At 55.7% G+C, this 24,168-nt stretch carries 26 protein-coding genes; 12 read left to right on the top strand and 14 right to left on the bottom strand.

What is annotated here, in order from left to right; all coding sequences use genetic code 11:
* Positions 1-10: 10 nt before the first annotated feature.
* Positions 11-604: a peptidylprolyl isomerase gene (locus tag QEN43_RS02080; RefSeq protein ID WP_317963656.1), complete on the top strand. Its 594-nt coding sequence runs from the start codon at positions 11-13 to the stop codon at positions 602-604.
* A gap of 17 nt (positions 605-621) precedes the next feature.
* Entirely contained in the window at positions 622-1,347 is a 726-nt protein-coding gene (locus QEN43_RS02075) for a UDP-2,3-diacylglucosamine diphosphatase (protein ID WP_026610617.1), read from the top strand.
* 54 nt (positions 1,348-1,401) lie between these two features.
* On the opposite strand, the gene QEN43_RS02070 is transcribed toward QEN43_RS02075, so the two are convergent.
* The 5 genes from QEN43_RS02070 to QEN43_RS02050 all read right to left on the bottom strand — a co-directional run bounded on the left by QEN43_RS02070 (position 1,402) and on the right by QEN43_RS02050 (position 4,776).
* Positions 1,402-1,614: an FmdB family zinc ribbon protein gene (locus tag QEN43_RS02070; RefSeq protein ID WP_026610616.1), complete on the bottom strand. Its 213-nt coding sequence runs from the start codon at positions 1,612-1,614 to the stop codon at positions 1,402-1,404.
* A gap of 57 nt (positions 1,615-1,671) precedes the next feature.
* Positions 1,672-2,094: a protoporphyrinogen oxidase HemJ gene (hemJ, locus tag QEN43_RS02065; RefSeq protein WP_026610615.1), complete on the bottom strand. Its 423-nt coding sequence runs from the start codon at positions 2,092-2,094 to the stop codon at positions 1,672-1,674.
* 3 nt (positions 2,095-2,097) lie between these two features.
* Entirely contained in the window at positions 2,098-2,598 is a 501-nt protein-coding gene (locus QEN43_RS02060; RefSeq protein ID WP_317963655.1) for a peroxiredoxin family protein, read from the bottom strand.
* Between the two features lie 56 nt (positions 2,599-2,654).
* A complete protein-coding gene (locus tag QEN43_RS02055) occupies positions 2,655-3,641 on the bottom strand; it encodes a Tim44 domain-containing protein (protein WP_026610613.1) in 987 nt (328 codons plus the stop codon).
* A 97-nt stretch (positions 3,642-3,738) separates the two neighbouring features.
* Positions 3,739-4,776, bottom strand: coding sequence for a M42 family metallopeptidase (locus QEN43_RS02050; RefSeq protein ID WP_026610612.1), 1,038 nt, complete (start codon positions 4,774-4,776; stop codon positions 3,739-3,741).
* 98 nt (positions 4,777-4,874) lie between these two features.
* Between QEN43_RS02050 and QEN43_RS02045 the strand changes: the two genes are divergently transcribed.
* The 6 genes from QEN43_RS02045 to QEN43_RS02020 all read left to right on the top strand — a co-directional run bounded on the left by QEN43_RS02045 (position 4,875) and on the right by QEN43_RS02020 (position 10,420).
* A complete protein-coding gene (locus QEN43_RS02045; protein WP_026610611.1) occupies positions 4,875-5,549 on the top strand; it encodes a Bax inhibitor-1/YccA family protein in 675 nt (224 codons plus the stop codon).
* A 208-nt stretch (positions 5,550-5,757) separates the two neighbouring features.
* The gene (hldE, locus tag QEN43_RS02040; RefSeq protein WP_026610610.1) at positions 5,758-7,179 is read left to right on the top strand and encodes a bifunctional D-glycero-beta-D-manno-heptose-7-phosphate kinase/D-glycero-beta-D-manno-heptose 1-phosphate adenylyltransferase HldE; all 1,422 of its coding nucleotides are present in this window, start codon (positions 5,758-5,760) and stop codon (positions 7,177-7,179) included.
* 2 nt (positions 7,180-7,181) lie between these two features.
* Positions 7,182-8,567 carry a replicative DNA helicase gene (dnaB, locus tag QEN43_RS02035; RefSeq protein WP_317963654.1) on the top strand — a complete coding sequence of 462 codons (1,386 nt, stop codon included), beginning with the start codon at positions 7,182-7,184 and terminating at the stop codon, positions 8,565-8,567.
* A 2-nt stretch (positions 8,568-8,569) separates the two neighbouring features.
* A complete protein-coding gene (alr, locus tag QEN43_RS02030) occupies positions 8,570-9,652 on the top strand; it encodes an alanine racemase (protein WP_026610608.1) in 1,083 nt (360 codons plus the stop codon).
* A gap of 77 nt (positions 9,653-9,729) precedes the next feature.
* Positions 9,730-9,975 (top strand): DUF1496 domain-containing protein, encoded by a 246-nt coding sequence (locus QEN43_RS02025; RefSeq protein ID WP_026610607.1) that lies wholly within the window; start codon positions 9,730-9,732, stop codon positions 9,973-9,975.
* A 46-nt stretch (positions 9,976-10,021) separates the two neighbouring features.
* Positions 10,022-10,420 (top strand): TraR/DksA family transcriptional regulator, encoded by a 399-nt coding sequence (locus QEN43_RS02020; protein WP_026610606.1) that lies wholly within the window; start codon positions 10,022-10,024, stop codon positions 10,418-10,420.
* A 26-nt stretch (positions 10,421-10,446) separates the two neighbouring features.
* On the opposite strand, the gene epmA is transcribed toward QEN43_RS02020, so the two are convergent.
* Together epmA and efp are read right to left on the bottom strand one after the other, a co-directional pair.
* Positions 10,447-11,430, bottom strand: coding sequence for an EF-P lysine aminoacylase EpmA (gene epmA, locus QEN43_RS02015; protein ID WP_036268953.1), 984 nt, complete (start codon positions 11,428-11,430; stop codon positions 10,447-10,449).
* Between the two features lie 79 nt (positions 11,431-11,509).
* The gene (efp, locus tag QEN43_RS02010) at positions 11,510-12,076 is read right to left on the bottom strand and encodes an elongation factor P (RefSeq protein ID WP_026610604.1); all 567 of its coding nucleotides are present in this window, start codon (positions 12,074-12,076) and stop codon (positions 11,510-11,512) included.
* An 81-nt stretch (positions 12,077-12,157) separates the two neighbouring features.
* Here efp and epmB point away from each other — a divergent pair, with 81 nt between their 5' ends.
* Positions 12,158-13,138 (top strand): EF-P beta-lysylation protein EpmB, encoded by a 981-nt coding sequence (gene epmB / locus QEN43_RS02005; protein WP_026610603.1) that lies wholly within the window; start codon positions 12,158-12,160, stop codon positions 13,136-13,138.
* A 71-nt stretch (positions 13,139-13,209) separates the two neighbouring features.
* Here the strand turns inward: epmB and pnp are convergent, their stop codons facing one another.
* The 7 genes from pnp to rimP form a co-directional block, all read right to left on the bottom strand.
* The gene (pnp, locus tag QEN43_RS02000) at positions 13,210-15,285 is read right to left on the bottom strand and encodes a polyribonucleotide nucleotidyltransferase (protein WP_026610602.1); all 2,076 of its coding nucleotides are present in this window, start codon (positions 15,283-15,285) and stop codon (positions 13,210-13,212) included.
* Positions 15,286-15,310: 25 nt separating this feature from the next.
* Positions 15,311-15,580 carry a 30S ribosomal protein S15 gene (gene rpsO / locus QEN43_RS01995; RefSeq protein ID WP_026610601.1) on the bottom strand — a complete coding sequence of 90 codons (270 nt, stop codon included), beginning with the start codon at positions 15,578-15,580 and terminating at the stop codon, positions 15,311-15,313.
* Between the two features lie 114 nt (positions 15,581-15,694).
* Positions 15,695-16,627, bottom strand: a complete 933-nt coding sequence (truB, locus tag QEN43_RS01990; RefSeq protein WP_026610600.1) for a tRNA pseudouridine(55) synthase TruB — start codon at positions 16,625-16,627, stop codon at positions 15,695-15,697.
* A gap of 11 nt (positions 16,628-16,638) precedes the next feature.
* Positions 16,639-17,004: a 30S ribosome-binding factor RbfA gene (rbfA, locus tag QEN43_RS01985; protein ID WP_036268949.1), complete on the bottom strand. Its 366-nt coding sequence runs from the start codon at positions 17,002-17,004 to the stop codon at positions 16,639-16,641.
* A gap of 31 nt (positions 17,005-17,035) precedes the next feature.
* Positions 17,036-19,684, bottom strand: a complete 2,649-nt coding sequence (gene infB / locus QEN43_RS01980) for a translation initiation factor IF-2 (protein WP_317963653.1) — start codon at positions 19,682-19,684, stop codon at positions 17,036-17,038.
* A 30-nt stretch (positions 19,685-19,714) separates the two neighbouring features.
* Positions 19,715-21,220, bottom strand: coding sequence for a transcription termination factor NusA (gene nusA, locus QEN43_RS01975; RefSeq protein ID WP_026610598.1), 1,506 nt, complete (start codon positions 21,218-21,220; stop codon positions 19,715-19,717).
* A gap of 16 nt (positions 21,221-21,236) precedes the next feature.
* Positions 21,237-21,689 carry a ribosome maturation factor RimP gene (gene rimP, locus QEN43_RS01970; RefSeq protein ID WP_026610597.1) on the bottom strand — a complete coding sequence of 151 codons (453 nt, stop codon included), beginning with the start codon at positions 21,687-21,689 and terminating at the stop codon, positions 21,237-21,239.
* Positions 21,690-21,965: 276 nt separating this feature from the next.
* On the opposite strand from rimP, the gene QEN43_RS01965 reads away from it, so the two are divergent.
* Genes QEN43_RS01965 through xseA form a run of 3 tightly spaced genes read left to right on the top strand, consistent with a single transcriptional unit; the run spans position 21,966 to position 24,168 of the window.
* The gene (locus tag QEN43_RS01965) at positions 21,966-22,340 is read left to right on the top strand and encodes a rhodanese-like domain-containing protein (protein WP_026610596.1); all 375 of its coding nucleotides are present in this window, start codon (positions 21,966-21,968) and stop codon (positions 22,338-22,340) included.
* A 53-nt stretch (positions 22,341-22,393) separates the two neighbouring features.
* Complete coding sequence (locus tag QEN43_RS01960) at positions 22,394-22,768, top strand: RNA-binding S4 domain-containing protein (RefSeq protein ID WP_235726623.1); 375 nt, start codon at positions 22,394-22,396, stop codon at positions 22,766-22,768.
* Between the two features lie 35 nt (positions 22,769-22,803).
* Positions 22,804-24,168, top strand: coding sequence for an exodeoxyribonuclease VII large subunit (gene xseA / locus QEN43_RS01955; RefSeq protein WP_026610594.1), 1,365 nt, complete (start codon positions 22,804-22,806; stop codon positions 24,166-24,168).

Genomic DNA, 24,168 nt, shown 5'->3' with positions numbered 1-24,168 from the left:
TCGAGACGTTATGCGACTCGGCACGATTCTTTTCGTCTGCCTTTTCGGCATTAGCTTATCATCCGTTGCAGCGGAGAAACCCAATATGAATGAGCCTGCCCCTCAAGTGAAGCTTGAGACTAATCTCGGGGACATCATCTTAAAACTCGATTCCACTAAAGCGCCGGTTACAGTCGAAAACTTTCTGACCTATGTCCGCGAGGGGCATTATGACGGCACCATTTTCCACCGGGTAATACCAAATTTTATGGCACAAGGAGGAGGGTATACCGAAGATTTCAAGCGTAAACCCACTCATAAAGCCATCAAGAACGAGGCCGACAACGGACTCAAGAACAAGCGAGGGACCATCGCAATGGCACGTACATCGGATCCCCATTCCGCTACCTCGCAGTTCTTCATCAACTTTGTCGACAACGCATTCCTGGACTACAAGAGTTCGACGCCCCAGGGCTGGGGCTATGCCGTATTCGGTGAGGTTACCGAGGGTATGGACGTTGTGGACAAAATGGCAACAATTCCGACGGGCCCCGGCGGCCCAATGGCGTCTGACGTCCCGACGACGCCGATCATTCTCGAGAAAGCGACTGTCATCTACCAATAATCGGAACACCGCCGACTTTGAAAAACGAAACGCTGTTCATCTCCGATCTGCACCTTTGTAGCGCACGGCCGGAAATCACACAGCGTTTCTTGCGGTTTCTGGAACGTCGTACCGGGAATGCCGAGCGGCTGTACATATTGGGGGATCTTTTCGATGCCTATCTCGGCGACGACGACAACCAGTCCCCTAACCGGGAGATCAAGACCGCGTTCAGACGGCTTACGGAATCGGGCACCAAGGTATACTTCCAGCACGGCAATCGGGACTTCCTGGTTGGCGAGCGGTTTGCTCGAGAGACCGGCATCGGCTTGCTGGGCGACTATGAAGTCATCGATCTGTATGGCGTGCCCACCCTGCTTACCCATGGCGACCTCCTTTGTACCGACGATGTCCAGTATCAAAAAGCTCGCGAACGCGTCCGCACGGACAGCTGGAAACGGTATGCACTGTCCAAGCCTCTTTGGCTACGCCGCTTATATGGACGCTGGTACCGTTTCAAAAGCGGCCTTGATAAGCGTGGGAAAAGCGAGGAGATCATGGACGTCAATCCGGAGACCGTACGAGCAACCATGCTCCGTTACGGTGTGGAACGCTTGATCCACGGGCACACCCACAGACCTGCCGTCCACGAGCTCGAGATCGAGAAAAAACGTTGCCAGCGATTCGTCTTACCGGAATGGGGACACGGTGAAACGGTGCTCTGCTGGAATCAGGAAGGCTTCCGTACGGAAGCAATTGACTAGCGAGGTGCTGTCCTTCCCTGGAAAGCCGGTTGATTGGGTTTCGTTGCCCATCCTTTAGTGTCTACACCCGCACGTCCCTCCCCCGCAGCCGTGCCCAGAATTTGCGGCAGCCTCTTTTCTCCCGTTACCACCATGTACGGCCGGAGCCGAGAGTTTTTTCCGCACGTCACCGCCACAGTCGGGACATTTCGGTGCCGCTTCGCTGATCTTATGCATGGCGGTAAATTCATGTTGGCAAGCTTCGCACTGGTAGTCATAAGTTGGCATGCGGTTATCCTCGACAGAATAGAAAAGTGATTGGTTTAAACAAGCAAACAGGGGACGTTAGAACGGCTTTAGGGTGGCCAAAAGGACGATCGAAAACAAGAACAGAACCGGAACTTCGTTCATCCAGCGGAAGAAAATATGGCTATGGGTATTGCGGTCATGCTTCAGATCGTTCAGCCATTTTCCGCAGAGGACGTGATAGCCGATCAGCAATCCCAGCAAAAATAGTTTCACCCGCAGCCACCCGCTGTCACCATAAGCATCCCACGCATAATCGTGCAGCATCCATACTCCGAACACGAGCGTCAAAATCATTCCGGGCGTCATGATCCCGAAATAAAGCTTGCGCTCCATGATCTTGAATCGCTCGACGCTGACGGCGTCGGAACTCATCGTGTGGTAAACGAACAAGCGAGGGAGGTAGAACAGGCCAGCGAACCAGGTCACCATGAAGATAAGGTGAAAGGCTTTCAGCCACATCGCTTATGCCTCTTCGAGCAAACGCTCGACCTTTTCCCGAAAGTTCCGCACATCGATCCGTCCCAGCTGGTGCATGACGATATGGCCGTCCGGGCCGATAAGGAAGCTATTGGGAACCAGCCGGACTTGACCGAATGTTTCCGCCAACCGCCCAAGCGGGTCCAGTGCAACGGGATAAGGCAATTTGTTCGCTTCGGCCATGCTTACGACTCGGCTCGGCAGATCATAAGCCATGGCGACCGAAATCAATTTCAAGCCCCGACCTGAAAACTCGCGGTACAACTCAGCCAAATCGGGCAATTCCTCGATACATGCCCGGCAGTCGCTGGCCCAGAATGTCACCAGCACCGGATGGCCGCGAAGTTCTCGCAATCGGATGTGTTCACCCTTGATCGTAACAAACTCGGCGTCGGGGACGCTCCGTTCGCCACCCCACCGGTATAAACCTAGACCCGCCAATATCAAGGCGGCGAAGGCTAGAAGCCAAATCGAAACTCTATTCATGTATCAAGTATGAGGGATGAGTTGGAAACAACTCATCCCGGATTTTCCGGCACGCGTTAATCTTCCAGCTGCTGGATTCCATCCAGGAACCAGGTAGGCTGGCGGCTGTATTTCGACCGTACGAAGTGCCAGACTTCGCGCACCTGGGCAGGCCGCTCCTCGGGAGATTCGCGCATGATGACATCGAAGAGTACGGTTGCCTCGCGCTCCGTCCCGAGGTCACGCACCTCGAGCAACTCAGCGTCGACCTTGAGCAGTTCCGTCGTGTTGGTCGCGGTTCCGCGTGCTCTCAACTGGTCCTGAAGTTCGCCGAATACCTTGTCGGTGGTCAGGGACCTCAACTCAGCGAGGTCTCCCTCGTCCCACGCTTTCTGCATGATCTGGTAGGCTGCTTTCGCGCCGGAAAGGAAAGCCGCCGCGTCAAAGTCCGCCGGAACGGATTTCGGCCGATTTGACAGGTCGGCTGTTTGTGCAGAAGGCGAAGCACCGCGTTTTTTCCCAAACAGAAGATCCGTATCGAAACTCGGCTTACCCACAGGTCCGGAATCGCCCTGACGCTGATAAGCATCACCGAATTCCGAATTCGGCGCCGCATCATACCCCGAATAATATCCGCTCCCAGCGGCTGCTTCGCTCGATTCGGCTCGCCTTCTAGCCAGAAGTTTAAAGAGCATGTAGGCAATCAGTGCGAAGACCAGAAGATCCAGGAGATTGAGATGCTCGAAAGCTCCACCGAACAAAAGAGCGCCCAATAAGCCTCCCAAAGCTAAGCCACCCAGCATCCCCATGAGTCCGCCTCTCCGCGCCATCGCTTCGCGCGCGGCTTGATTTTTTTGATGAGCCGCGGACTGATGCGCTTGTTGCTGAGCTGGAGAAACGGGCCGGGTCATGTCGGTGGAGCGCTTGTAGGGCACGCTGTACGAAGGCCGGCTGCCAAATGATTTGCCGCCGCCCAAACGCTTGGCGTAAGCGTCGCCCATCCCGGAAAACGCCAAGGAAAGCCCTATCAAGATGCTGAAAATCAATCCAAATCGGTTCTTCATCGGTAAAAACATATGCCTCAAGAATCGAATATGCCTGTTATAGGGCAACGTATATTCAAAAATCAACCGTTGAGCCGAACCTGAGCCTTAGACCGCATCAGGACAAGTAGGTTTGCAATATCCGATAACACGCTTCCAATGCGCCCAAATGGGCGATTTCGTATCCGTGGGAATTCTCGGCGGGAAATCCGAGGCAAGCGGCCTTCGATACGTGCCCGGCTTTCATCGCGATCGAGGCATCGCTACCGAACTGGCTCAGAACGGCATATTGCACATGTAGGCCAGCCTTGCGGGCGGCCGTCGCCAGACGGCCATTGAGCGTTTCATCGTACATACCGTAACTGTCCTGCGACAAGAGCACCGGATCTTCGTCGCTTTCGATGGGATACTCCGCCGATTTAGGAGCGATCTCCAAAGCAATCAGCTCGTCGATTCGTTTCTGATGGGTGTAATAGAGCGCTCCAATCGCTCCCACCTCCTCCTTCGCAGTGAACACCAGATCCAGGTCTGCTGCAGGCGCCTTGATGGCCTCCGCCAGCAACAAAAGAATCGCGACCGACGCCTTGTTGTCCAGCGCGTAGCTTGCGATGTAATCACCCATCCGAAACGGTGCCTTTCGATGTCTGCCGACCACCATTCGAGTCCCCGGACGTACCCCGGCGTCTTCCAGTTCCGATTTGCTCATTTTTGTATCCACCCAAACGGTATCCCATTTCGGCGGTTTGTCTTCCTCGTATACCTTTTGCGGCGATTCATGGCAGACATGCCGGGAACCGAAACTCAAAATCGCCGGAATCGTCAGCCGGTCTCCCAGCAAATCCACAACCCCTTCGCCGTAAATCCAGGGAAACGATCCCCCGAGTCTACGCACTTCCACCTTGCCGTCTTCGCGTACACGCTTCACGATGCCTCCAATTTCATCTTTGTGCGCGGTAACGGCAAGCACAGGACCGGAATTCACTCCCCGAATCCGCGCGATGATATTGCCGGCGTTGTCCGAATGGGCCTTGACGCCGACGGACTCCAACCATGAGAGGATAAACGCATCTATTTCTTGTTCCATGCCGCTCGGCGAATGACAAAGCACGAGGTCGGAGATGAGACGAAAAAGCTTGTCTCGAAACGGCTCTGGCATGGAAAAACCCCTCTTCTACACACTTACACGTGTACGAAAAACTACTGTACCATTTCTCGGTCCAATTACTGTTTATGTCCTAGCAAAGGAGATCTTGTATGAACCAAGTCAATCCGGCTTACGCCCGTGCTTCTGCCGGGGTATTGGAAACCAACAAAGTCCTTCGGAACACGTACGCTTTGCTAGCCATGACGCTGACGTTCAGCGCGCTCACGGCGGGTTTGTCAATGGCCCTGGAGCTGCCTCACCCCGGGGTTGTTCTAACCTTGGTCGGATATTTCGGCTTGCTGTTCCTGGTTTCCAAGTTTCAGAACAGCGCTCTCGGGCTGGTCTTTGTATTCGCCCTTACCGGCTTTATGGGATTTACTCTCGGGCCGATTCTCAACATTTATCTGACTAATGTCGGTAATGGCGCACAACTGGTGATGACTGCCCTGGGAGGCACCGGCGCGATTTTCTTTGGGCTGTCGGCATATGCCCTGATCACGAGGAAAAACTTCAGCTTTATGGGCGGTATGCTTACTGCCGGGATACTGGTCGCTTTCCTGGCAGGGCTCGTCGCGTTATTCCTTCCGGACCTGCCGGGACTCCATATTGCGGTGTCGGCGATGTTCGTCGTTCTGATGGCTGGCCTCATCCTTTATCAAACCAGCGAAATCGTGCACGGCGGCGAGCGCAATTACATTCTCGCCACGGTGACTTTGTACGTTTCGATCTTCAATCTGTTTACCAGCCTTCTGCATTTGCTGGGCGTTTTCGGCGGCGACGAATAACGCACTCTCTCAATCAAATCGACCGGAGCGGGTATCCTCGCCCGCTCCGACATCGCAATTCAAAACGCTCGTAACACCCCTCGAACTCGGCCACGGCCGACGGCCCTTCCACTCAAACTATGCAGCCCTTTAACCGGTTCTAACGCCATCCCGGAGAACCTGGGTGCTTGTGGTATCCTATCGCCCATTTCTCCGCTTCCTCGAATCCATGCAACTTCCAAATTTCGACCTGGCCCGCGTCTTGGTCGTCGGCGACCTGATGCTCGACCGTTACTGGCACGGCGACACCTCGCGTATTTCGCCAGAGGCTCCCGTCCCGGTCGTATTGGTGAATAGCGTGGAAGAACGTGTGGGAGGCGCCGGCAACGTGGCCCTCAATATCGCCAAAATTGGAGCACGGGCCAGCGTTATCGGCTACTGCGGAAACGATCAAGCCGGACAAAGCCTCATCGGTTTTCTTGAAGCCGCTGGCATCGATTGTGCCGTGGAACAGATTCCGGAGCTGCCAACAATCACCAAGCTTCGGGTGCTGAGTCGGCATCAACAGCTCATCCGGCTGGATTTCGAAGACCGTTTTCACGATGTCCCGTCGACTCGCCTTCTCGAAACTTTTGCCAGAAAATTAAAGGACGCCGGCACCGTAGTACTCTCCGACTACGGCAAGGGTACGCTCGAACCGGTTCGGGAACTGATTCGGATTGCGCGGAACGCCGGCAAGACGGTATTGGTAGATCCAAAGGGCACCGATTTCGAGCGGTATCGCGGCGCGACGATCATCACCCCCAACCGTGCCGAATTCGAGGCTGTAGCCGGACCTTGCAGGAACGACGCCGAGCTAGCGGACAAAGGCTTTGTCCTGTTGGAAAAGCTCGAACTGGAAGCTCTCCTCATTACCCGTGGCGAATACGGAATGACTTTGCTGCAGCGCGGCGAACCGCCCCGGCATTTGCCAGCCCGTGCCAAAGAGGTTTACGATGTCACTGGAGCCGGCGATACCGTCATATCGACGCTCGCTGCCTCTCTCGCGGCGGGCTCACCGCTGGGGGATGCCACGGCCCTCGCGAATCTCGCCGCCGGAATCGTCGTGGGCAAGCTAGGGACAGCAACGGTGACACTCGAAGAATTGGATTTTGCCCTACACGGGCAGCGAGCCCATCGTCGCGGGGTGATAGAACTCGACGAACTCTTGCCTTTGCTCGAGGCGGCGCGACGAAACGGGGAAAAGATCGTCGTCACCAATGGCTGCTTCGACATTCTACATCCTGGCCATATCCAATACCTGCAACAAGCCCGAGCCTTGGGCGACCGGCTTATCGTGCTGGTCAACAGCGACGCCTCGGTAAGACGGCTCAAAGGGAGTGGCCGCCCGGTCAATCCGCTGGACTTTCGCATGACGATGCTTGCAGCGCTTGAATGCGTCGATTGGGTCGTTCCGTTTGAGGAGGATACGCCACGCGATGTCATCGGACGTCTGCTGCCGGATATTCTCGTCAAGGGAGGCGACTACAAAGATATCCACGAAATTGCGGGCCACGACTATGTCTTGGCCAACGGCGGCGAAGTCAGGATTCTCGATTTTCTAGGCGATTATTCGACCACCCGAATCATTCAAGCGATACGCAATAGCTGAACATGTCTGACCGCGCCCGTTTAACGGACAAGACGGTGGACGCCCTGCGCGTTCCGCCATACTCCATCCATGCCGAGCAATCCGTTCTGGGCGGACTCATGCTCGACAATCAGACCTGGGATGTCGTCGCCGACCGCGTCGGAGAAGAAGATTTCTATCGCCGGGATCATAGGCTCATATTTCGGGCTATCAAAGAACTCGCCGAAAAACAGATCCCATTCGATGTCGTTACCCTCTCCGAAGTTTTGGAAAAAACCGGTTCGCTGGAAGAAGCGGGAGGGCTCGCCTACCTTGCCATGATGGCCAAGGAAACGCCCAGCGCGGCCAATATCGCGTCCTACGCCGATATCGTTCGTGAGAAGTCGGTCTTGCGGCAGCTGATCCACGCCGGTACCGAGATCGCTGATTCCGCCTTTCAGCCAGAAAATCGAGATTTGACCCTGTTGCTCGAAATGGCTGAACAAAAAGTGTTTCAGATCGCCGATCAGCGGCGGCGCGGCGGAGCGGGCTTCAAATCGATCAAATCTCTGCTGACGGCCGCCATCGACCGGATCGAAATGCTGTTCCACAAGGAAGGCCACATTACCGGAGTCAGCACCGGTTTCAGCGATTTCGACGAACTGACCTCGGGCCTGCAACCTTCCGACCTCATCATCATCGCGGGCCGCCCGTCCATGGGGAAAACCACCTTCGCCATGAACATCGCTGAAAACGTAGCCATCAAGGAACGGCTTCCGGTGGCCGTATTCAGCATGGAAATGCCGGGCGAGCAACTCGCTATGCGTATGATGTCTTCCTTGGGCCGCATCGATCAGCACCGGGTGCGCACCGGCAAGCTGGAGGATGACGAATGGCCGCGCATGACTTCCGCCATCAACATCTTGGCGGACACCAAGCTGTTCATCGACGACACCCCTGCCCTGACACCCACCGAAGTGCGCGCCCGCTGCCGGCGTCTAGCGCGGGAGCATGGCCAACTCGGACTCGTGGTACTGGACTACCTTCAGCTCATGCAATGCTCCGGCGGCGAAAACCGGGTGGCGGAAATCTCGGAAATTTCCCGCTCACTCAAAGCACTCGCCAAGGAACTGAACGTTCCGGTGATCGCCCTCTCGCAGCTCAACCGTAACCTCGAACAGCGCCCCAATAAACGTCCGGTACCGTCGGACCTGCGCGAATCCGGCTCGATCGAGCAGGACGCGGACCTTATCGTGTTCATCTACCGCGACGAGGTTTACCATCCCGATTCCCCCGACAAAGGCACGGCCGAAATCATCGTTGCCAAGCAACGCAACGGCCCCATCGGGACCGTACGGCTCACCTTTCTCGGCCAATACACGCGTTTCGAAAACTTCATCGCCGATCCGTACGCGGGCGAGGACTTCTGAACATGGTCCTTTCAGCCTACGCGGAACTCGATCTGGCAGCGGTTACATATAATCTGACCCGTATCCGCGCGTACGCACCGAAAGCGAAAATCATGGCGGTGCTCAAGGCCAATGCCTACGGCCATGGCTTGCTTCGCATCGCCAAGGTGTTGGCCGACGCGGACGCTTTCGCGGTAGCGCGACTCGGCGAGGGCATCGCTCTGCGCGAAGCGGGCATAACACAGCGCATCGTCGTGCTGCAGGGCTTTCTCGATCGTGAAGAACTCGAGTTCCATATACGCTATGGACTCGAGCCGGTCATCCACTCCCCATTCCAGGCGGAACTCCTTGAACAAATTCCGTCGGCCGAAGTGGTCACTGTTTGGTTGAAACTTGATACCGGCATGCACAGACTCGGCCTGCTCGCGGACCAGTTCGCACCAAACTATTCGAGACTGCAGAACTGCCCCGCGGTACGCCGGCCTATCCCGGTGATGACCCACTTAGCCAATGCCGATGTCGTACAGGATACATTTACTGGACAACAGTTGGATCGCTTCAACAGCGCTCTCCATAACCTTCAAACCGAATGCAGCATCGCCAACTCTGCGGGAGTCTTGGCCTGGGATGGCACCCGTTCCGGCTGGGTCCGCCCCGGTATCGCACTCTACGGCGTGTCGCCGTTTCCCGGTCGTACCGGCCCGGACGAGGGTCTAAAGCCGGTCATGTCCTTTCGAAGCCGGCTTATCGCTTTGAAGGACCTCAAAGCTGGCGATGCCGTGGGTTATGGCGGAGAGTGGGTTTGCCCACGCCCCACCCGCCTCGGAATCGTTTCGGTCGGCTATGGTGACGGTTACCCCCGCAGTGCGCGAACGGGCACGCCGGTGTTGGTTCGGGGACGCCGGGTAAGCTTGGTCGGGCGCGTTTCCATGGACATGATCAGCCTCGATCTCACGGATTGCCCCGATGCTCAGGTCGGCGACGAAGTCACGCTGTGGGGCAAAGGCTTGCCGGTCGAAGAAATCGCTCAACATGCATCGACCATCCCCTATGAACTCCTCTGTGGTGTCACTCCACGAGTCAAGATGGTCGAACGGTGGGAATAGCACGTATTTTTTGATCAAACGGTTCGGCCGATAATTGGCTGCCATCCGAATCGTAGACGTGACTATCAGGAACCACTGTGGCCGAACGTATCTCCAAACCTCAAGTGGGTGCTCCCGATCCGGAACTGAGGACGTCGCCGATTATGGAGGAATTTGACGACGACTATCTCGTACTGAAGCAACAAGTGCCGGGCGAACCCGTCTGTTACTTCAACGACAAGAAGTATGCCCATGGGGCCTATGTCTGCAGCGGAGACGTACTTCTGCGCTGCGATTACGGCGTTTGGATCAGAGTCGGCTCGTGCGACCCGGACAATCCCTGATGCCGTCGCGAAGGCCGCGTGAAACCGCTGAAGAAAGGATACCGTTATGCCTCAGCACTTAACCGACGAGCAGCTCGAGTCATTCCGCAATAGACTTCAGACACGTCTCGCCGAACTTACCCGAGAGGTGCGCGAAGAAGTCATTCGCTCCGGCCACCATCATTTCACCGATATTGCCGGAGAAGTTCACGATTCCGAAGAAGCCTCGGTCGCCAACTTGGTCATCGATATGGAGTTGCAGTCCATAGACCGCCATATTCAGGAAATCCGCGAAATAGAATCCGCGCTCATCCGCATCGGCAGCCGAGAATTCGGCATCTGTGTCGATTGCGAGCAACCCATCGCCTTGGCGCGGCTCGAAGCCAACCCGACAACCGAGCGCTGTATCGCCTGTCAAAGTGCTTACGAAAAGGAACAAGCGTTAACCTATTCACCATCCCTGTAACATCAAGATTAACCTCCCTTTTCGGTTCAGGCTCGCTCCATCGGAAACGCTAGAACATCATTGATCGAGTCTGCCTGCATCACGATCATCAGCAGGCGATCGAGCCCCAGAGCCATCCCAGAACAATCGGGTAGCCCGTTCATAAGTGCCCCAAGAAGACGTTGGTCCTTCGGCGGCACAGGCAAACCGCCCGCTCTGCGAACTGCGAGGTCGCGGTCGAAGCGTTCTTCCTGTTCGACCGCATCGGTCAGCTCGTGAAACCCGTTGCCCAGTTCCAGTCCTTCGAGAAATACCTCGACCCGTTCGACCACGAGAGGATCGTTTGGCTTTTTTCGAGCAAGAGAAGGAAGACATGCTGGGAAATCGTAGACGAATGTGATCCGTCCTCGCCCGAGGTGGGGCTGCACCAGATGGCTAAAAAGTAAGTCGAGCCAAAGTGCGCGATCGTTACCGCACAACGCTTCAGCTTCAGGTAGCCCCCGGAGCTTCGAGCACTCGGCTAGCTGCTTGAACGAAGCCAACAGGGGATCGGCACCGACATGCTCGTAAAAAAGCTCCCGGTAGCTATGGCGCTCGGACGATTCCAGCCTCAGCTCTTCGGCGCAAATCTCGCGCAGCAATGTATCGATTTCGTCGATCAATTGCGCGAGATTGAAGCCTACCCTGTACCACTCTAAAAGGGTGAATTCCGGGTTGTGGTAGCGTCCCGACTCCTCATTCCGAAACGCTTTGCAAATCTGGTAGATCGAACCGCTGCCCGCCGCCAACAGACGCTTCATTGCGAATTCCGGGGAGGTTTGCAGATAAAGCTGCTGACCCTCGGTAGAGCCGGGTCGATGCAAAAGAGTCGTAAAAGAACGGAGATTCGGGTCGGTAACGCCCGCTCGGCAAAGCAGTGGCGTCTCGACCTCCAGAACATTCCTCGCCGCAAAAAAGCGTCGAATTCGGTCGAGCAACTCCGCCCGCTTTCGGAGCGCGGCCAGGGAGCAACTCGGACGCCATTCCGCCATCGTCAGGTGTTAGCTTGGTTTGGAATCGGCGGATACGGCGGACGGTTCGGGTCCGCCGTGGAGACTACTAGAAAGATACCTATTTGACTCGCGATACGTACTCGCCGGTTCGAGTGTCGACTTTGATCACCTCTCCGGTCTGTACAAACAGAGGTACTCTAACGACCGCTCCAGTGTCCAGAGTGGCGGGTTTCCCGCCGCCGCCGGATGTGTCCCCGCGCACACCTGGATCGGTTTCGACGATGGTCAACTCCACGAAATTCGGCGGCGTGACGGAAATAGGAACACCGTTGTACAAGGTAACGGTGCAGATATCCTGTTCTTTAAGCCATTTCTTGGCGTCACCCACCGCATCGGCATCGGCAGCATACTGTTCGAAAGTGTCCGGAACCATGAAGTGCCATTGTTGGCCGTCGTTGTAAAGATATTGCATTTCCGTATCGATGACGTCCGCTCCTTCCAGTGTCTCGCCAGATTTGAAGGTACGCTCGATGACCCGGCCTGTCTTGAGGTTGCGAAGTTTGACGCGATTAAAGGCCTGTCCCTTGCCAGGCTTCACGAATTCATTTTCGATGATCGAACACGGATCACCGTCGACCATCACTTTCAATCCGCCCCTGAATTCATTGGTGCTGAATGTCGCCATTCTCTCCTCGTTCGCTTCGGTTAACTCAAAAAATACGCCGCATTATAATGTACGGCTTTGCCCTAAGAAACCCAACTCTCTATGAACACCACCTGGCAGGCCGAGCTGGCCGAATCCTTTACCAGGCTCAGCGATCTCCTGGATTTCTTGGAATTGGATGAAATCCATCGACCGGAATTCCAGGCGGTAACCGAACGCTTCTCGTTTCGCGTGACGCCAAGCTACGCCCGACGTATGAGCAAACGGAATCCTCGCGATCCGCTCCTGCTCCAGGTGCTGCCCGACGCCCGGGAACTGATCGACCATCCGAACTACGCGAGCGATCCAGTAGGAGACTTAGATGCCGTGACCGCACCGGGCGTCCTGCAGAAATATCGGGGACGGGTTCTGCTAATCACTACCGGTGCCTGCGCCATTCACTGCCGTTATTGCTTTAGGCGAAACTTTCCCTATGACGCCAATATGATCAGCAAACGACAGGAACAGGACGCACTCGATGCCATTCGCGCCGACCGAAGCATCCGTGAGGTAATTCTTAGCGGAGGTGACCCCTTGGTCCTGAGCGATGAGCGTTTAGCCCGGCTGATCGAACAAATCGGAGCGATACCGCATATCCGACGACTTCGGATTCATACCCGCCTTCCCATTGTTCTACCAAGCCGCGTTACGGCAGAGCTCATAGCCGCGCTGACGGAAACACGCCTGAAAAGCGTTGTCGTCATTCATGCCAATCACGCGAACGAGTTCGACCGCGACGTCAGCGAGGCGCTGGCCGCCTTTCAAAAAGCGCGCATTTGCCTACTCAATCAGACCGTATTATTGAAAGGCGTGAACGATGATGCCGAAATCCTTATTCGTTTGAGCGAAACGCTCTTCGAAAATGGCGTAATACCCTATTACCTACACCTACTAGACAAGGCGCGGGGAACCCAGCACTTCGATCTAACCACCGACAAAGCGTTGGCGATTTACCAAGCGATGAGAGAAACGTTGCCCGGTTATTTGCTTCCCAAACTCGTTCGGGAGGAGGCGGGCCGACCGTACAAAACGCCGGTCGGATAGAATCAGATGTGTGAACCTTCTGGAACAGCCACCAGCGGAGCCGGAACCCCGCCGGATCGATCGGATGTGGCTCAATCGACGGCCTTCATGCTGAGACGAACTCGTCCTTGACGGTCGATTTCGAGGACCTTGACCTTGACGACATCGCCTTCGGCCAGCTTATCGCTGACCTTCTCTACGCGCTCGTCCGAAATCTGGGAGATGTGGACTAAGCCGTCCTTACCCGGGAGAATCGTCACGAATGCACCAAAATCCATCAGCCGTGCGACGCGCCCTTCGTACACTTTTCCGACTTCGACTTCCGCCGTGATCGCCTCGATGCGACGGCGTGCTTCCATTCCGGCTTCCTTGTCAACCGACGCCACCCTGACGACACCGTCGTCGCTGATGTCGATACTCGCGCCCGTTTCCTCGGTGATGGCGCGAATCGTTGCCCCACCTTTGCCGATGACATCGCGAATCTTACTCGGGTCGATGGTAAAGCTCATGATGCGCGGAGCGTAATCCGACATCTCCTTGCGCGGTGTCGGCAATACTTCAGCCATCTTCTCGAGAATATGGAGACGTCCCTCTTTAGCCTGCGCGAGTGCCTGCCGCATGATCTCCGGGGTGATCCCGTCGATTTTGATATCCATTTGCAGCGCGGTTATGCCATCTCTGGAACCGGCAACTTTGAAGTCCATATCGCCCAGGTGGTCCTCGTCACCCATAATGTCCGAAAGCACTGCGAAACGATCACCCTCCTTGATTAACCCCATCGCGATTCCGGCTACCGGTGCCTTGGTTGGTACGCCCGCATCCATCAGAGCCAGGCTGGTTCCGCAAACCGACGCCATGGAACTCGATCCATTGGATTCGGTAATCTCCGAGACCACTCGAATGACGTACGGAAACTCCTCAGGGCTCGGCATCACCGCCTGCACGCCGCGCTTCGCTAATCTCCCATGCCCGATTTCGCGTCGCTTAGGAGCGCCGATTGGGCCGATCTCTCCCACGCAAAAAGGCGGGAAATTATAATGCAGCATGAAGGATTCCTTATATTCTCCTTCGATTGCATCGATCAATTGCGCATCGCGTCCGGTACCCAGAGTGGCGACCACCAAAGCCTGAGTTTCGCCCCGGGTGAACAATGCGGAACCATGTGTGCGCGGCAACACGCCCGTACGTATATGAATCGGCCGTATAGTCGTCAAATCCCGTCCGTCGATACGTTTGGATTCATTCAGAATCCGCCAGCGCACGATATCGGATTCCAGTTTCTCCAAAGCGCTTCGAACCGCACTTTCGGTGTATTTCCCGTCTTCCGTCAGAGCCTCGACGGTGGCCTTCCGAATTTCCTTCAGCCTCTGCTGGCGAGTCAGCTTTTCCGCGATTTGATAAGCCTCACCGAGTTGGTCCGATGCCCAATCCTTCACGGCCTGATACACAACCTCGTTGGCAACCGGCGGCTCCCAGTTCCAAGGCGTTACGCCCACGATCTCGGCCAGCTCATGGATCGCCTTGATGGCTACCTGCATGTGTTCGTGGCCGAACAACACGGCATCGAGCATGACGTCTTCCGAAAGCATGGCAGCTTCGGATTCGACCATCAGAACCGCCTTCTCCGTACCGGCGACCACCAGATCAAGCTTGGACTTCTTGAGAGCGGAGGCGGGAGGACTGAGGACGAGTTGGCCATCGATGTGGCCGACGCGCGCCGCGCCAATCGGTCCCCGGAAAGGCATGCCGGAAAGTACCAGGGCTGCGGAAGCGCCCAACATGGAAGGAATGTCTGGATCAACTTCCGGATTCAAGGAAAGAACTGTGGCGACGACCTGAACCTCGTTGGTGAATCCCTCCGGAAAAAGCGGGCGAATTGGCCGGTCGATCAATCGTGCGGTTAGGGTTTCCTTCTCGCTCGGCCGACCTTCACGCTTGAAAAATCCGCCGGGAATGCGGCCTGCCGCATAGGCCTTTTCCTGATAATTTACGGTCAATGGGAAGAAGTCTGTCTCAGGCGACGCCTCTTTCTCGCCCACCACAGTGACCAGGACCACCGTTCCTGCCATATCCACCAATACGGCGGCGTCCGTTTGTCGTGCAATTTCTCCGGTTTCAAAGGTAACCAGATATTCGCCGTACTTAAACTGTTTCCGAATCGGATTCACATTACTACCTGCACCGGGTGGACAACTATTTACGCAACCCCAATCGCTCGATCAAGGCCCGATAGCGCTCGGAATCCTTCTTTTTCAAATAATCCAACAACTTACGGCGTCGGTTGACCAAGCGCAACAAGCCACGGCGTGAATGGTGATCTTTCTTGTGCTTGATGAAGTGAGGGGTGAGGTGATTGATTCGAGCAGTGAGGAGTGCCACTTGAACTTCCGGTGAACCGGTATCATTCGGCCCACGCTGATACTCCTGCATAACAGCGCGCTTATCTGCTGCTTCAAAAGCCACTTCTTGTCTCCTAAATACGTTTAACTCAACAAACACGCAATTGTAACGGTAGCCCTGTATGCGTTTCAATCACAAAGCCACCGGTCTTGACACGAGGCACGTTCCCAAAATCTCCTAATGAATCAACTCCCGAGACGCGTCCCGAGCCACCTTGACCAAACGACGAGGGGCTACCCTTCCGTCGTCAAGAATCTCGCCCACTCCCATGAACACGGACGGTTTTGCATATAATCTGACCCATCCTTGAAGCGGGGCATTCGGAACCAGAACCGCTTGTCCCCTCCGTACATAAAAGCCCAGTTCCTCGCTTAACCTCACCGCTGGCAAATCGACGACGATACGATCCATCGGCAGAACCAATTTCAACAATTCGTCGGCGTTCAGTGATTCCATGTAGGACAGCGTATAAGCGTCGGCAACCGATAAACCGCCCACACCAGTACGTCTCAGCACCTCGACATGGCCACCGCAGCCGAGCGATTTACCAATATCCTCGGCAAGGGTGCGAATATAAGTACCTTTTGAGCATGCAACGTCCAGGTCCAGACTCGTCGAATCGAAGTTCACAAGCTTCAGCTCAGAAATGGTCACACGACGGGCTTCTCGCTCCACTTCGATTCCCTGACGAGCCAAATCATACAGGCGTCGACCTTGGTGCTTCAGCGCTGAATACATAGGCGGAATCTGAAGAATCTCACCGCGAAAACGCGTGAGCGCCTGTTCGATCACCCTCTCGTCCAAAGGCGGAACCGGGCAAGTCTCGACAATCTCGCCCTCGGAATCACCGGTAAGCGTCGTTACTCCCAGCCGCACCCGGACCCTATAGCGTTTGTCCGTATTCAGGAGGAATCCTGATAATTTCGTTGCTTCACCAAGACAAATCGGGAGCAAACCACTGGCGAGCGGATCCAGGCTGCCGGTATGACCGGCTTTTCGGGCCTTCAAAAGCCGTTTGACCTTTTGCAGCGCCGCATTCGACGTCATACCTGCGGTTTTGTCCAACAGCAAAACCCCGTTAATGGAGTACAAATCGCTGCGACGGCTCATGAATCTCCTATTCACTCCTCGCTTTTCGACTCTGCGCGCAGCTGATTCAGCAGCGCATCAATACGCATGCCCCGTTCGATTGAATCATCGAACACAAAACGGATCTCCGGCATGTTACGGATGTGAAGGCGCTTACTCAGCTCACGACGGAGCATCGGAGCCTTCGCCGATAGCAGTGACAGACATGTTTCGACCGGCTCCGTAGCTCCCAGAAAGGTTACGAAAACTTTGGCCACCGCCAGATCCCGACTGACTTCGGCATCGCTCACCGTAACCATTCCGAGGCGCGGTTCTTTCACCTGCGTCCGAATAAGATCGGCGATTTCCCTCTGCAGCTGCGAAGCAACCCGGTCACTTCGTTTAAATTCCCGAGGCATACAATTTTAGACTGTCCCAATTCCAAATCGTCTATCGTTGCACTTGCACTTTTTCGAAAACTTCGATCTGATCCCCGACCTTGATGTCGTTATAGTTTTTGATGCCTATACCGCATTCCATACCTGCCTTGACGTCACTGACGTCCTCTTTGAAGCGGCGTAGCGAATCCAACTGGCCTTCGAAAATCACGACATTGTCTCGCAGTACGCGGACCGGCAGATTCCGTTTTACGTGACCGTCGACGACCATGCAGCCGGCAACGGCGCCGAATTTTGGGTGACGGAATACATCCCGAACCTCGGCAATGCCAACGATCTGCTCCTTGAACTCGGGTTCGAGCATGCCGCTGATCGACTTCTTGACCTCATCGATCACATCGTAGATCACGCTGTAATAGTGCAGATCGATACCCCGTTCCTCGATGATTTTCCGGGCACCCGCATCGGCACGGACGTTGAATCCGATGATGATGGCGTTGGATGCCAGAGCGAGGTTGGCGTCTGACTCGTTGATACCGCCGACTCCACCGGCAATGACCTTGACCTTGACCTTATCGGTCGAAAGCTCCGTCAACGACGCCCTCAGGGCTTCAAGGCTACCTTGCACATCGGCCTTGATGATCAGATTGAGGTCCACCGTTTCGCCGGTTTCCATGCGGGAGAAGACATCTTCGAGTTTGGTCGCCTGCTGCGCCGCCAATTTGCTGACGCGCAGTTTTTCCTCGCGGTGCAAGGCGATTTCGCGCGCCTTTCGCTCATCCGCGACGACGATGAACTCATCGCCCGCATTCGGTGCACCAGACAGCCCTAGCACCTCGACGGGTGTCGAGGGTCCGGCTTCCTTCACGGGCTTGCCGTTTTCGTTGAACATCGCTCGGACGCGCCCGAATTCCATGCCGCACAAGATGAAATCGCCCTTCTTGAGTTGCCCGCGCTGCACGAGAATGTCCGCCACCGGTCCACGGCCTTTCTCAAGTTTCGATTCCAATACCACGCCGCTCGCCGGTATCTCGATAGGCGCCTTGAGTTCAAGAACCTCGGCCTGCACCAGTATGGCATCCAGCAAGGCATCGATGCCCTCCCCGCTCTTGGCGGAGACATTTACGAATTGGGTATCCCCACCCCATTCTTCCGGGACGACATTGAGTGCCGTAAGCTCTTGTTTCACTCTATCGGGATCGGCTTCCGGCTTGTCGATCTTGTTAATCGCCACGACCAGGGGAACGTTTGCCGCACGGGAATGGTCGATGGCTTCGCGAGTTTGCGGCATCACGCCGTCGTCGGCTGCGACCACGAGCACGACGATATCCGTGACCTTTGCCCCGCGCGCGCGCATGGCCGTAAACGCAGCATGGCCGGGCGTATCCAAAAAGGTCACGGCACCATGATCGGTCTTGACCTGATATGCGCCGATATGCTGGGTGATGCCACCCGCCTCGCTGGCTGCAACTCGGCTCTTGCGAATGTAGTCGAGTAGCGAAGTCTTGCCATGATCGACGTGTCCCATGATGGTAACTACGGGCGCTCTCGGCAATTGCGGCGCCTCCGTAGCGGCCGACATGGCTGCCATGAGCTCGGCTTCCAGGGGGTTCTCGACTTGCTGGATCGCTTTATGCCCAAGCTCTTCGACCACCAACATGGCGGTATCCTGATCGAGCACCTGATTGATGGTGGCCATAACGCCCATACCCATCAATGTTTTGATGACCTCGGTCGCTTTCACGGACATCCTTTGAGCAAGGTCCGACACCGTAATGGACTCCGGTACAGCAACCTCGCGCACCACCGGGGCAGTCGGCTTTTCGAAGCCGTGCCGCACTTCCGGAGACGCAATCGGACCTTTGGTAACTTTGAGCTTTTTCTTTTTATCCTTTCTTACATCCTCGATACCGGAAAGCTCGCGCAGACTTTCACCCCGCCCTTTGATACGCTCCGATCCCGGTTTCTTCTTGGCGCGCTTGGGTTCGGGCTCGAGATGACGCGGAAGCTCGATTTCTTCCCCTTCAGTGGGCGGAACACGCGCCGGGGCTTTTTTGGGCGGTTTCGCCTCTGGTTCAGACGCGGGCGTTTCACGTTCGTCCAGACTAACCGCCTTTTCCGCACGCTCCCGCTCTTCGGCAATGCGCCGAGCTTCCTCGCGCTGCCGTTCTTCTTCCGCTCGTCTGGCCTCTTCGAGCAAACGCTGCCTTTCGGCCTCTCGCTCGGCTTCCTCGCGCTTTCTCCTCTCTTCTTCCTCCAGCGCTTTGCGCCGAGCCTCTTCCTGCTGCGCCCGCAAGGCCTCTTGAGCCTCGAGCTCTCTTTGTTGTTCCTCAAGCGCCTGCCGTGCTTTTTCAGCTTCGGTACGCCGCTCACTCAGTTCGGGAAGTTCGCTTCGCTTGACATACGTTCGCTTCTTGCGAACTTCCACGCTGATCGTCTTGACGCCTTTGCCGGGAATCTTGCCTTGTTTCAGTTCGCTGACCGTGCGTCGCTGCAGTGTTACCCGCTTCGGCTCGGCAAGTTCTCCCTGGCCTCGGCCGTGGCTTTGCCGCAGATAACTTAAGAATCGAAGCTTTTCGGTGTCGCTAAGAACATCGTCCGCATCACTCTTTTCTAGACCGGCGTCACCCAACTGCATCAGCAGTCGATCCACCGGTATGCCGACCACATCGGCAAGTTGCCGTACCGTCACATCGCTCATTCTTTCAGCCCCTGCCCTGTCGAAATCCTCTTAACCTTCAGCAAACCACGGAGAACGGGCTTTCATGATCAAACTCGCAGCCCTTGCTTCGTCCATACCTTCAATGTCCAGCAATTCGTCGACCGATTGTTCGGCCAAATCCTCGACCGTCCGCACACCTCGAGCGGCAAGGCGAAAAGCCAACTCCCGGTCCATTCCTTCCATCTCGAGTAATTCCTTGGACGGCTCCGAAGTTTCGAACACCTCTTCATTAGCGATAGCCTTGATCAGCAAGGCATCGCGTGCACGATTTCGCAATTCCTCGACGATTTCAGTGTCGAATTCTTCGATCTCCAGGAGCTCCTTAGCCGGAACGTAAGCCAGTTCTTCGACCGTCGAGAATCCTTCCCTTACCAAGATCTCAGCGATACTTTCGTCCACATCCAATTGCTCGATGAAGGACTGCTTGATCCTGGCCGTTTCAAGCTCATTCTTGGCTTCCGCCTGAGAGGCCCCCATAACGTTAAGTGTCCATCCAGTCAGCTCTGACGCCAGACGCACGTTCTGTCCGCCACGCCCGATCGCCTGAGACAGATTTTCATCGGCGACCGCGATATCCATCGAATGCTTGTCTTCGTCGACAACGATGGAAACGATCTCCGCCGGAGACATGGCGTTGATCACGAATTGAGCATCATTCTCGTTCCACAAAATGATATCGATGCGTTCACCAGCCAGCTCATTCGAGACCGCTTGGACACGCGAACCGCGCATGCCTACGCATGCACCCACCGGATCCAGCCGCAGATCATTGCTTTTTACCGCGACTTTAGCGCGAACCCCGGGATCTCGCGCCGCTCCTTTGATTTCGATAATCCCTTCGCTTACCTCGGGAACCTCCAATCTGAACAAGGCGATCAAAAGCTCCGGCGCAGTACGACTAACAAACAATTGAGGTCCACGCGTTTCCGGACGCACAGCTTTCAAATAGCCTCGCAAGCGATCGCCTGTTCGCACCGCCTCGCGTGGAATCATTTCGTCTCTAGGAATAAACGCCTCGACGTTCCCGCCCAGATCGAGATAAACATTACCCCGCTCCACGCGCTTGACCACGCCTGTTACAAGTTCGCCCACCCGACTCTTGTAGGCATCGACCACCTTGCGGCGTTCCGCATCCCGTACTCGCTGCACGATCACCTGCTTGGCGGTTTGCGCGGCGATGCGCCCGAACTCGATCGACTCGATAGGCTCTTCGATATAATCCCCGACTTGAACTTCGGGCCGAATCTTTCGTGCCTCTTCCAAGGCAATCTCGACATTCGGATTTTCCACGCCTGCTTCGTAATCCGGGTTAAAGTCGACGACCCGCCAACGGCGGAAGGTTTCATAATCCCCGGTTTTCCGGTCGATCGACACGCGGACATCGATCTTGTTGTCGTGACGCTTGATTGTCGCGGTGCGAAGGGCGTCCTCTATAGCGCTGAAAATAACCTCTTTATCGATGTCTTTCTCATTGGATACAACATCCACTACCAACAAGATTTCTTTATTCGCCATCGCGTCGTCCTCAGATTTAACTGCTAAATTCGGGCGCGAGACGCGCCTTCTCAATGGATTCGAACGGAACTCGCAGCGTTTCGCCACCTTCTTGAATGAGGACGTTATCGCCTTCTACGCCTGCAAGGTACGCCTTGAACTTGCGACGCCCGCCAATTGGGTACGCAAGCTGCAAGCGCGCTTGACAGCCTTTGAAGCGTGCGAAGTGCTCCAACTTGGAGAGGGGCCGGTCAAGACCGGGCGACGAGATTTCGAGTTGATACCGACCGGGAATCGGATCTTCTACATCAAGCACGCCGCTCAATTGGTAACTAACCTTGCTACAATCGTCGAGCGAGATACCCGCCTCATTGTCGATATAGACTCGCAGCACTCGCCGGTGAGCATCGAATTCTACGCTTATCAGCTCATATCCCAAGCCGCTGACGACCGGCTCGATCAAACCTGTCAAACGTTCCTGCGGCTTCATTGCGACCTCGTAAATTTCACTTACAAAAAATGGGCGCAACGGCCCATCTTTGACTATTGTTAGTTCCTCAAAAACTAAAAAAGCCCCTATGGGGCAAACTTTCTCAAAGCGGGACGAGACAATTCGCGCACTCAAAAATAACCCGCTGTTTATAGGCGCATCTTATCACATAACCAACTAAATGTGGAACTCCTGTTTCAGGCTCATGCAGAGATTGCCTATACCCAATCGATCTTCACAGGCGTACCATAAAGTGACTTGGAGAGGAGTATTTTCATGCCTTTAACTGCTATGGATCTTGTCGCCGAGGCGAAGCGGCACATCGTAGAAGTCAATCCTGACGAAGCTAAAACCCTTATCGGCAAAGTTTTAGTCCTTGACGTTCGGGAACCGGAGGAATACGTACTCGGCGCATTGCCGGGCGCGATCAATATTCCACGCGGCGTGCTGGAGTTCAAAATTGATAGTCATCCGGCGTTTCAAAATCGCCGCGACGCCGACATCTTGGTCTATTGTCAGACCGGCGGCCGCTCGGCGCTGGCAACCGAAACGCTTAAGAAACTGGGCTACGAGAAGGCCGTTAGCCTTGCCGGGGGATACAAGCTCTGGCAGGAGTCCGGGTTAACGGTGGAAACGCCTACCGCTTCATAAGTTTTATGGCGCGCGCTCGTGATGGTGAGAACCGGCCGGCAGCCGAAGAGCGGATGCGCTTGGACAAATGGCTGTGGGCCGCCCGGTTTTTTAAGACCCGCCAGTTAGCAATAGATGCCATCAACGGGGGCAAAGTTCATCTGAACGGGCAACGCGTCAAGCCAGGAAAGGAAATCGGTGTAGGCGCAAAGCTCAGAATCTCTAAGGATCAATATGTGTGGGACATCACCGTACGCGCCTTGTCGGCCCAGCGTCGGCCGGCCCCGGAAGCCGCGTTGCTCTATGAAGAGACACCGGAAAGCATCGCGCGACGACAAGCGGAGGTCGCCAGACGACGTGAAGAACGATCCTTTGGTTTCCAACCCGAAGCTAAGCCAAACAAGAAAGAGCGCCGTCTTATTCACCGCTTCAAGCGTGGTGTGGAATAGCGGCTAATGAAGTTCTGAGTCGCGATCGCATCCCTATGACCGTGTCCGCCACGCCCGCCTCCCGCCCGGAAACGGTTTACACCGTCTCTCGTCTGAACCGCGAGGCCCGCTTTTTGCTCAATGACTGCTTCGGCACCATCTGGATTGAAGGCGAAATTTCCAATCTCTCGATACCTTCGTCCGGGCACCTTTATTTCAGCCTGAAAGATGCCGAAGCGCAGGTTCGTTGTGCGATGTTTCGCGGACAAAGCCAGCTCCTCGACTTCAAACCTGAGAACGGCGACCACGTATTGATCAAGGCGCAAGTCAGTCTTTACGAGCCGCGCGGTGATTTTCAGCTGATCGTCGAATATATGGAGGAGACTGGCGACGGCCTGCTGCTGCGCGCCTTCGAGGCCTTGAAGCAGCGTTTAGCCGCCGAAGGGCTGTTCGATGCTCGTCACAAGAAACCCATTCCCGAACTGCCGCGGTGTATCGGCCTAATCACGTCGCCAACGGGGGCAGCCGTCCACGACGTTCTCACAGTGTTAAAACGCCGCTACCCAACGGCTCCGGTCATTGTTTTTCCCGTCAAGGTACAGGGCACCGAAGCGAAACAGGAGATCGTAAACGCTCTTGCGACGGCCGACCGGCTCAAGCTTTGCGATGTTCTCATCGTGGCTCGCGGCGGCGGCTCTCTTGAGGATTTGTGGGCGTTCAATGAGGAAATCGTGGCGCGCGCCATCTTTAAATGCGAAACACCCGTCGTAACAGGAATCGGACACGAAATCGATAGCACCATAGCCGATTTTGTGGCCGATCTACGTGCGCCGACGCCATCGGCCGCTGCCGAAGCGGTGGCGCCCGACAGCGCCGTGTTATTGGCTCGCTTCCAGCGGCTTGACCAACAGATATGTCAGCGCATGAAAGCAATACTCGAACGCCACAGGGAAACGCTACGGGTTCTCGGCAAGCGCTTACGCCAAGAGCACCCTAGCCGGCGGCTGCAAACCCAGAACCAGCGACTGGACCAATTGGAACTCCGACTCGGACATGCGATAAGAAACGCCATATCGAAAAGAGACGTACAACTCCGGACCCAGCTGGCGATCTTGGCCAGACACCAGCCCCAACAGCGCCTACGGATGTTGGAGATGAGACGAAGCCAGGTTTGTCAACGACTTTTTCGCGCGATTCAGCGGGTACTCGAAAAGCAGGTGCAGCATGTCTCCGGGCTAGCCGAGCACCTTCAGGCCGTGAGCCCTCTGGCAACGCTGACCCGAGGTTACGCTGTCGCCTCCAGATCGGATACTGGGAAAATCATCCGCTCCGTTCATGACATCCAGGCGAATGAAAGAATGGAAACCCGAATTGCTGACGGCATTCTGATCAGCCGCATCGAGGAGACACACAAACGCTAA

The sequence above is a fragment of the Methylocaldum szegediense genome (assembly GCF_949769195.1).
GTDB lineage: Bacteria > Pseudomonadota > Gammaproteobacteria > Methylococcales > Methylococcaceae > Methylocaldum > Methylocaldum szegediense.
This window is presented reverse-complemented; position numbering and strand designations above follow the sequence as displayed.

Bases quoted from the DNA above. Each gene is read 5' to 3' on its own strand.
- QEN43_RS02080 (WP_317963656.1), top strand. From the start codon at position 11: ATGCGACTCGGCACGATTCTTTTCGTCTGCCTTTTCGGCATTAGCTTA.
- QEN43_RS02070 (WP_026610616.1), bottom strand. From the start codon at position 1,614: ATGCCAACTTATGACTACCAGTGCGAAGCTTGCCAACATGAATTTACC.
- hemJ (WP_026610615.1), bottom strand. From the start codon at position 2,094: ATGTGGCTGAAAGCCTTTCACCTTATCTTCATGGTGACCTGGTTCGCT.
- QEN43_RS02060 (WP_317963655.1), bottom strand. From the start codon at position 2,598: ATGAATAGAGTTTCGATTTGGCTTCTAGCCTTCGCCGCCTTGATATTG.
- QEN43_RS02055 (WP_026610613.1), bottom strand. From the start codon at position 3,641: ATGAAGAACCGATTTGGATTGATTTTCAGCATCTTGATAGGGCTTTCC.
- QEN43_RS02050 (WP_026610612.1), bottom strand. From the start codon at position 4,776: ATGCCAGAGCCGTTTCGAGACAAGCTTTTTCGTCTCATCTCCGACCTC.
- QEN43_RS02045 (WP_026610611.1), top strand. From the start codon at position 4,875: ATGAACCAAGTCAATCCGGCTTACGCCCGTGCTTCTGCCGGGGTATTG.
- hldE (WP_026610610.1), top strand. From the start codon at position 5,758: ATGCAACTTCCAAATTTCGACCTGGCCCGCGTCTTGGTCGTCGGCGAC.
- dnaB (WP_317963654.1), top strand. From the start codon at position 7,182: ATGTCTGACCGCGCCCGTTTAACGGACAAGACGGTGGACGCCCTGCGC.
- alr (WP_026610608.1), top strand. From the start codon at position 8,570: ATGGTCCTTTCAGCCTACGCGGAACTCGATCTGGCAGCGGTTACATAT.
- QEN43_RS02020 (WP_026610606.1), top strand. From the start codon at position 10,022: ATGCCTCAGCACTTAACCGACGAGCAGCTCGAGTCATTCCGCAATAGA.
- epmA (WP_036268953.1), bottom strand. From the start codon at position 11,430: ATGGCGGAATGGCGTCCGAGTTGCTCCCTGGCCGCGCTCCGAAAGCGG.
- efp (WP_026610604.1), bottom strand. From the start codon at position 12,076: ATGGCGACATTCAGCACCAATGAATTCAGGGGCGGATTGAAAGTGATG.
- epmB (WP_026610603.1), top strand. From the start codon at position 12,158: ATGAACACCACCTGGCAGGCCGAGCTGGCCGAATCCTTTACCAGGCTC.
- truB (WP_026610600.1), bottom strand. From the start codon at position 16,627: ATGAGCCGTCGCAGCGATTTGTACTCCATTAACGGGGTTTTGCTGTTG.
- rbfA (WP_036268949.1), bottom strand. From the start codon at position 17,004: ATGCCTCGGGAATTTAAACGAAGTGACCGGGTTGCTTCGCAGCTGCAG.
- infB (WP_317963653.1), bottom strand. From the start codon at position 19,684: ATGAGCGATGTGACGGTACGGCAACTTGCCGATGTGGTCGGCATACCG.
- nusA (WP_026610598.1), bottom strand. From the start codon at position 21,220: ATGGCGAATAAAGAAATCTTGTTGGTAGTGGATGTTGTATCCAATGAG.
- rimP (WP_026610597.1), bottom strand. From the start codon at position 21,689: ATGAAGCCGCAGGAACGTTTGACAGGTTTGATCGAGCCGGTCGTCAGC.
- QEN43_RS01965 (WP_026610596.1), top strand. From the start codon at position 21,966: ATGCCTTTAACTGCTATGGATCTTGTCGCCGAGGCGAAGCGGCACATC.
- QEN43_RS01960 (WP_235726623.1), top strand. From the start codon at position 22,394: ATGCGCTTGGACAAATGGCTGTGGGCCGCCCGGTTTTTTAAGACCCGC.
- xseA (WP_026610594.1), top strand. From the start codon at position 22,804: ATGACCGTGTCCGCCACGCCCGCCTCCCGCCCGGAAACGGTTTACACC.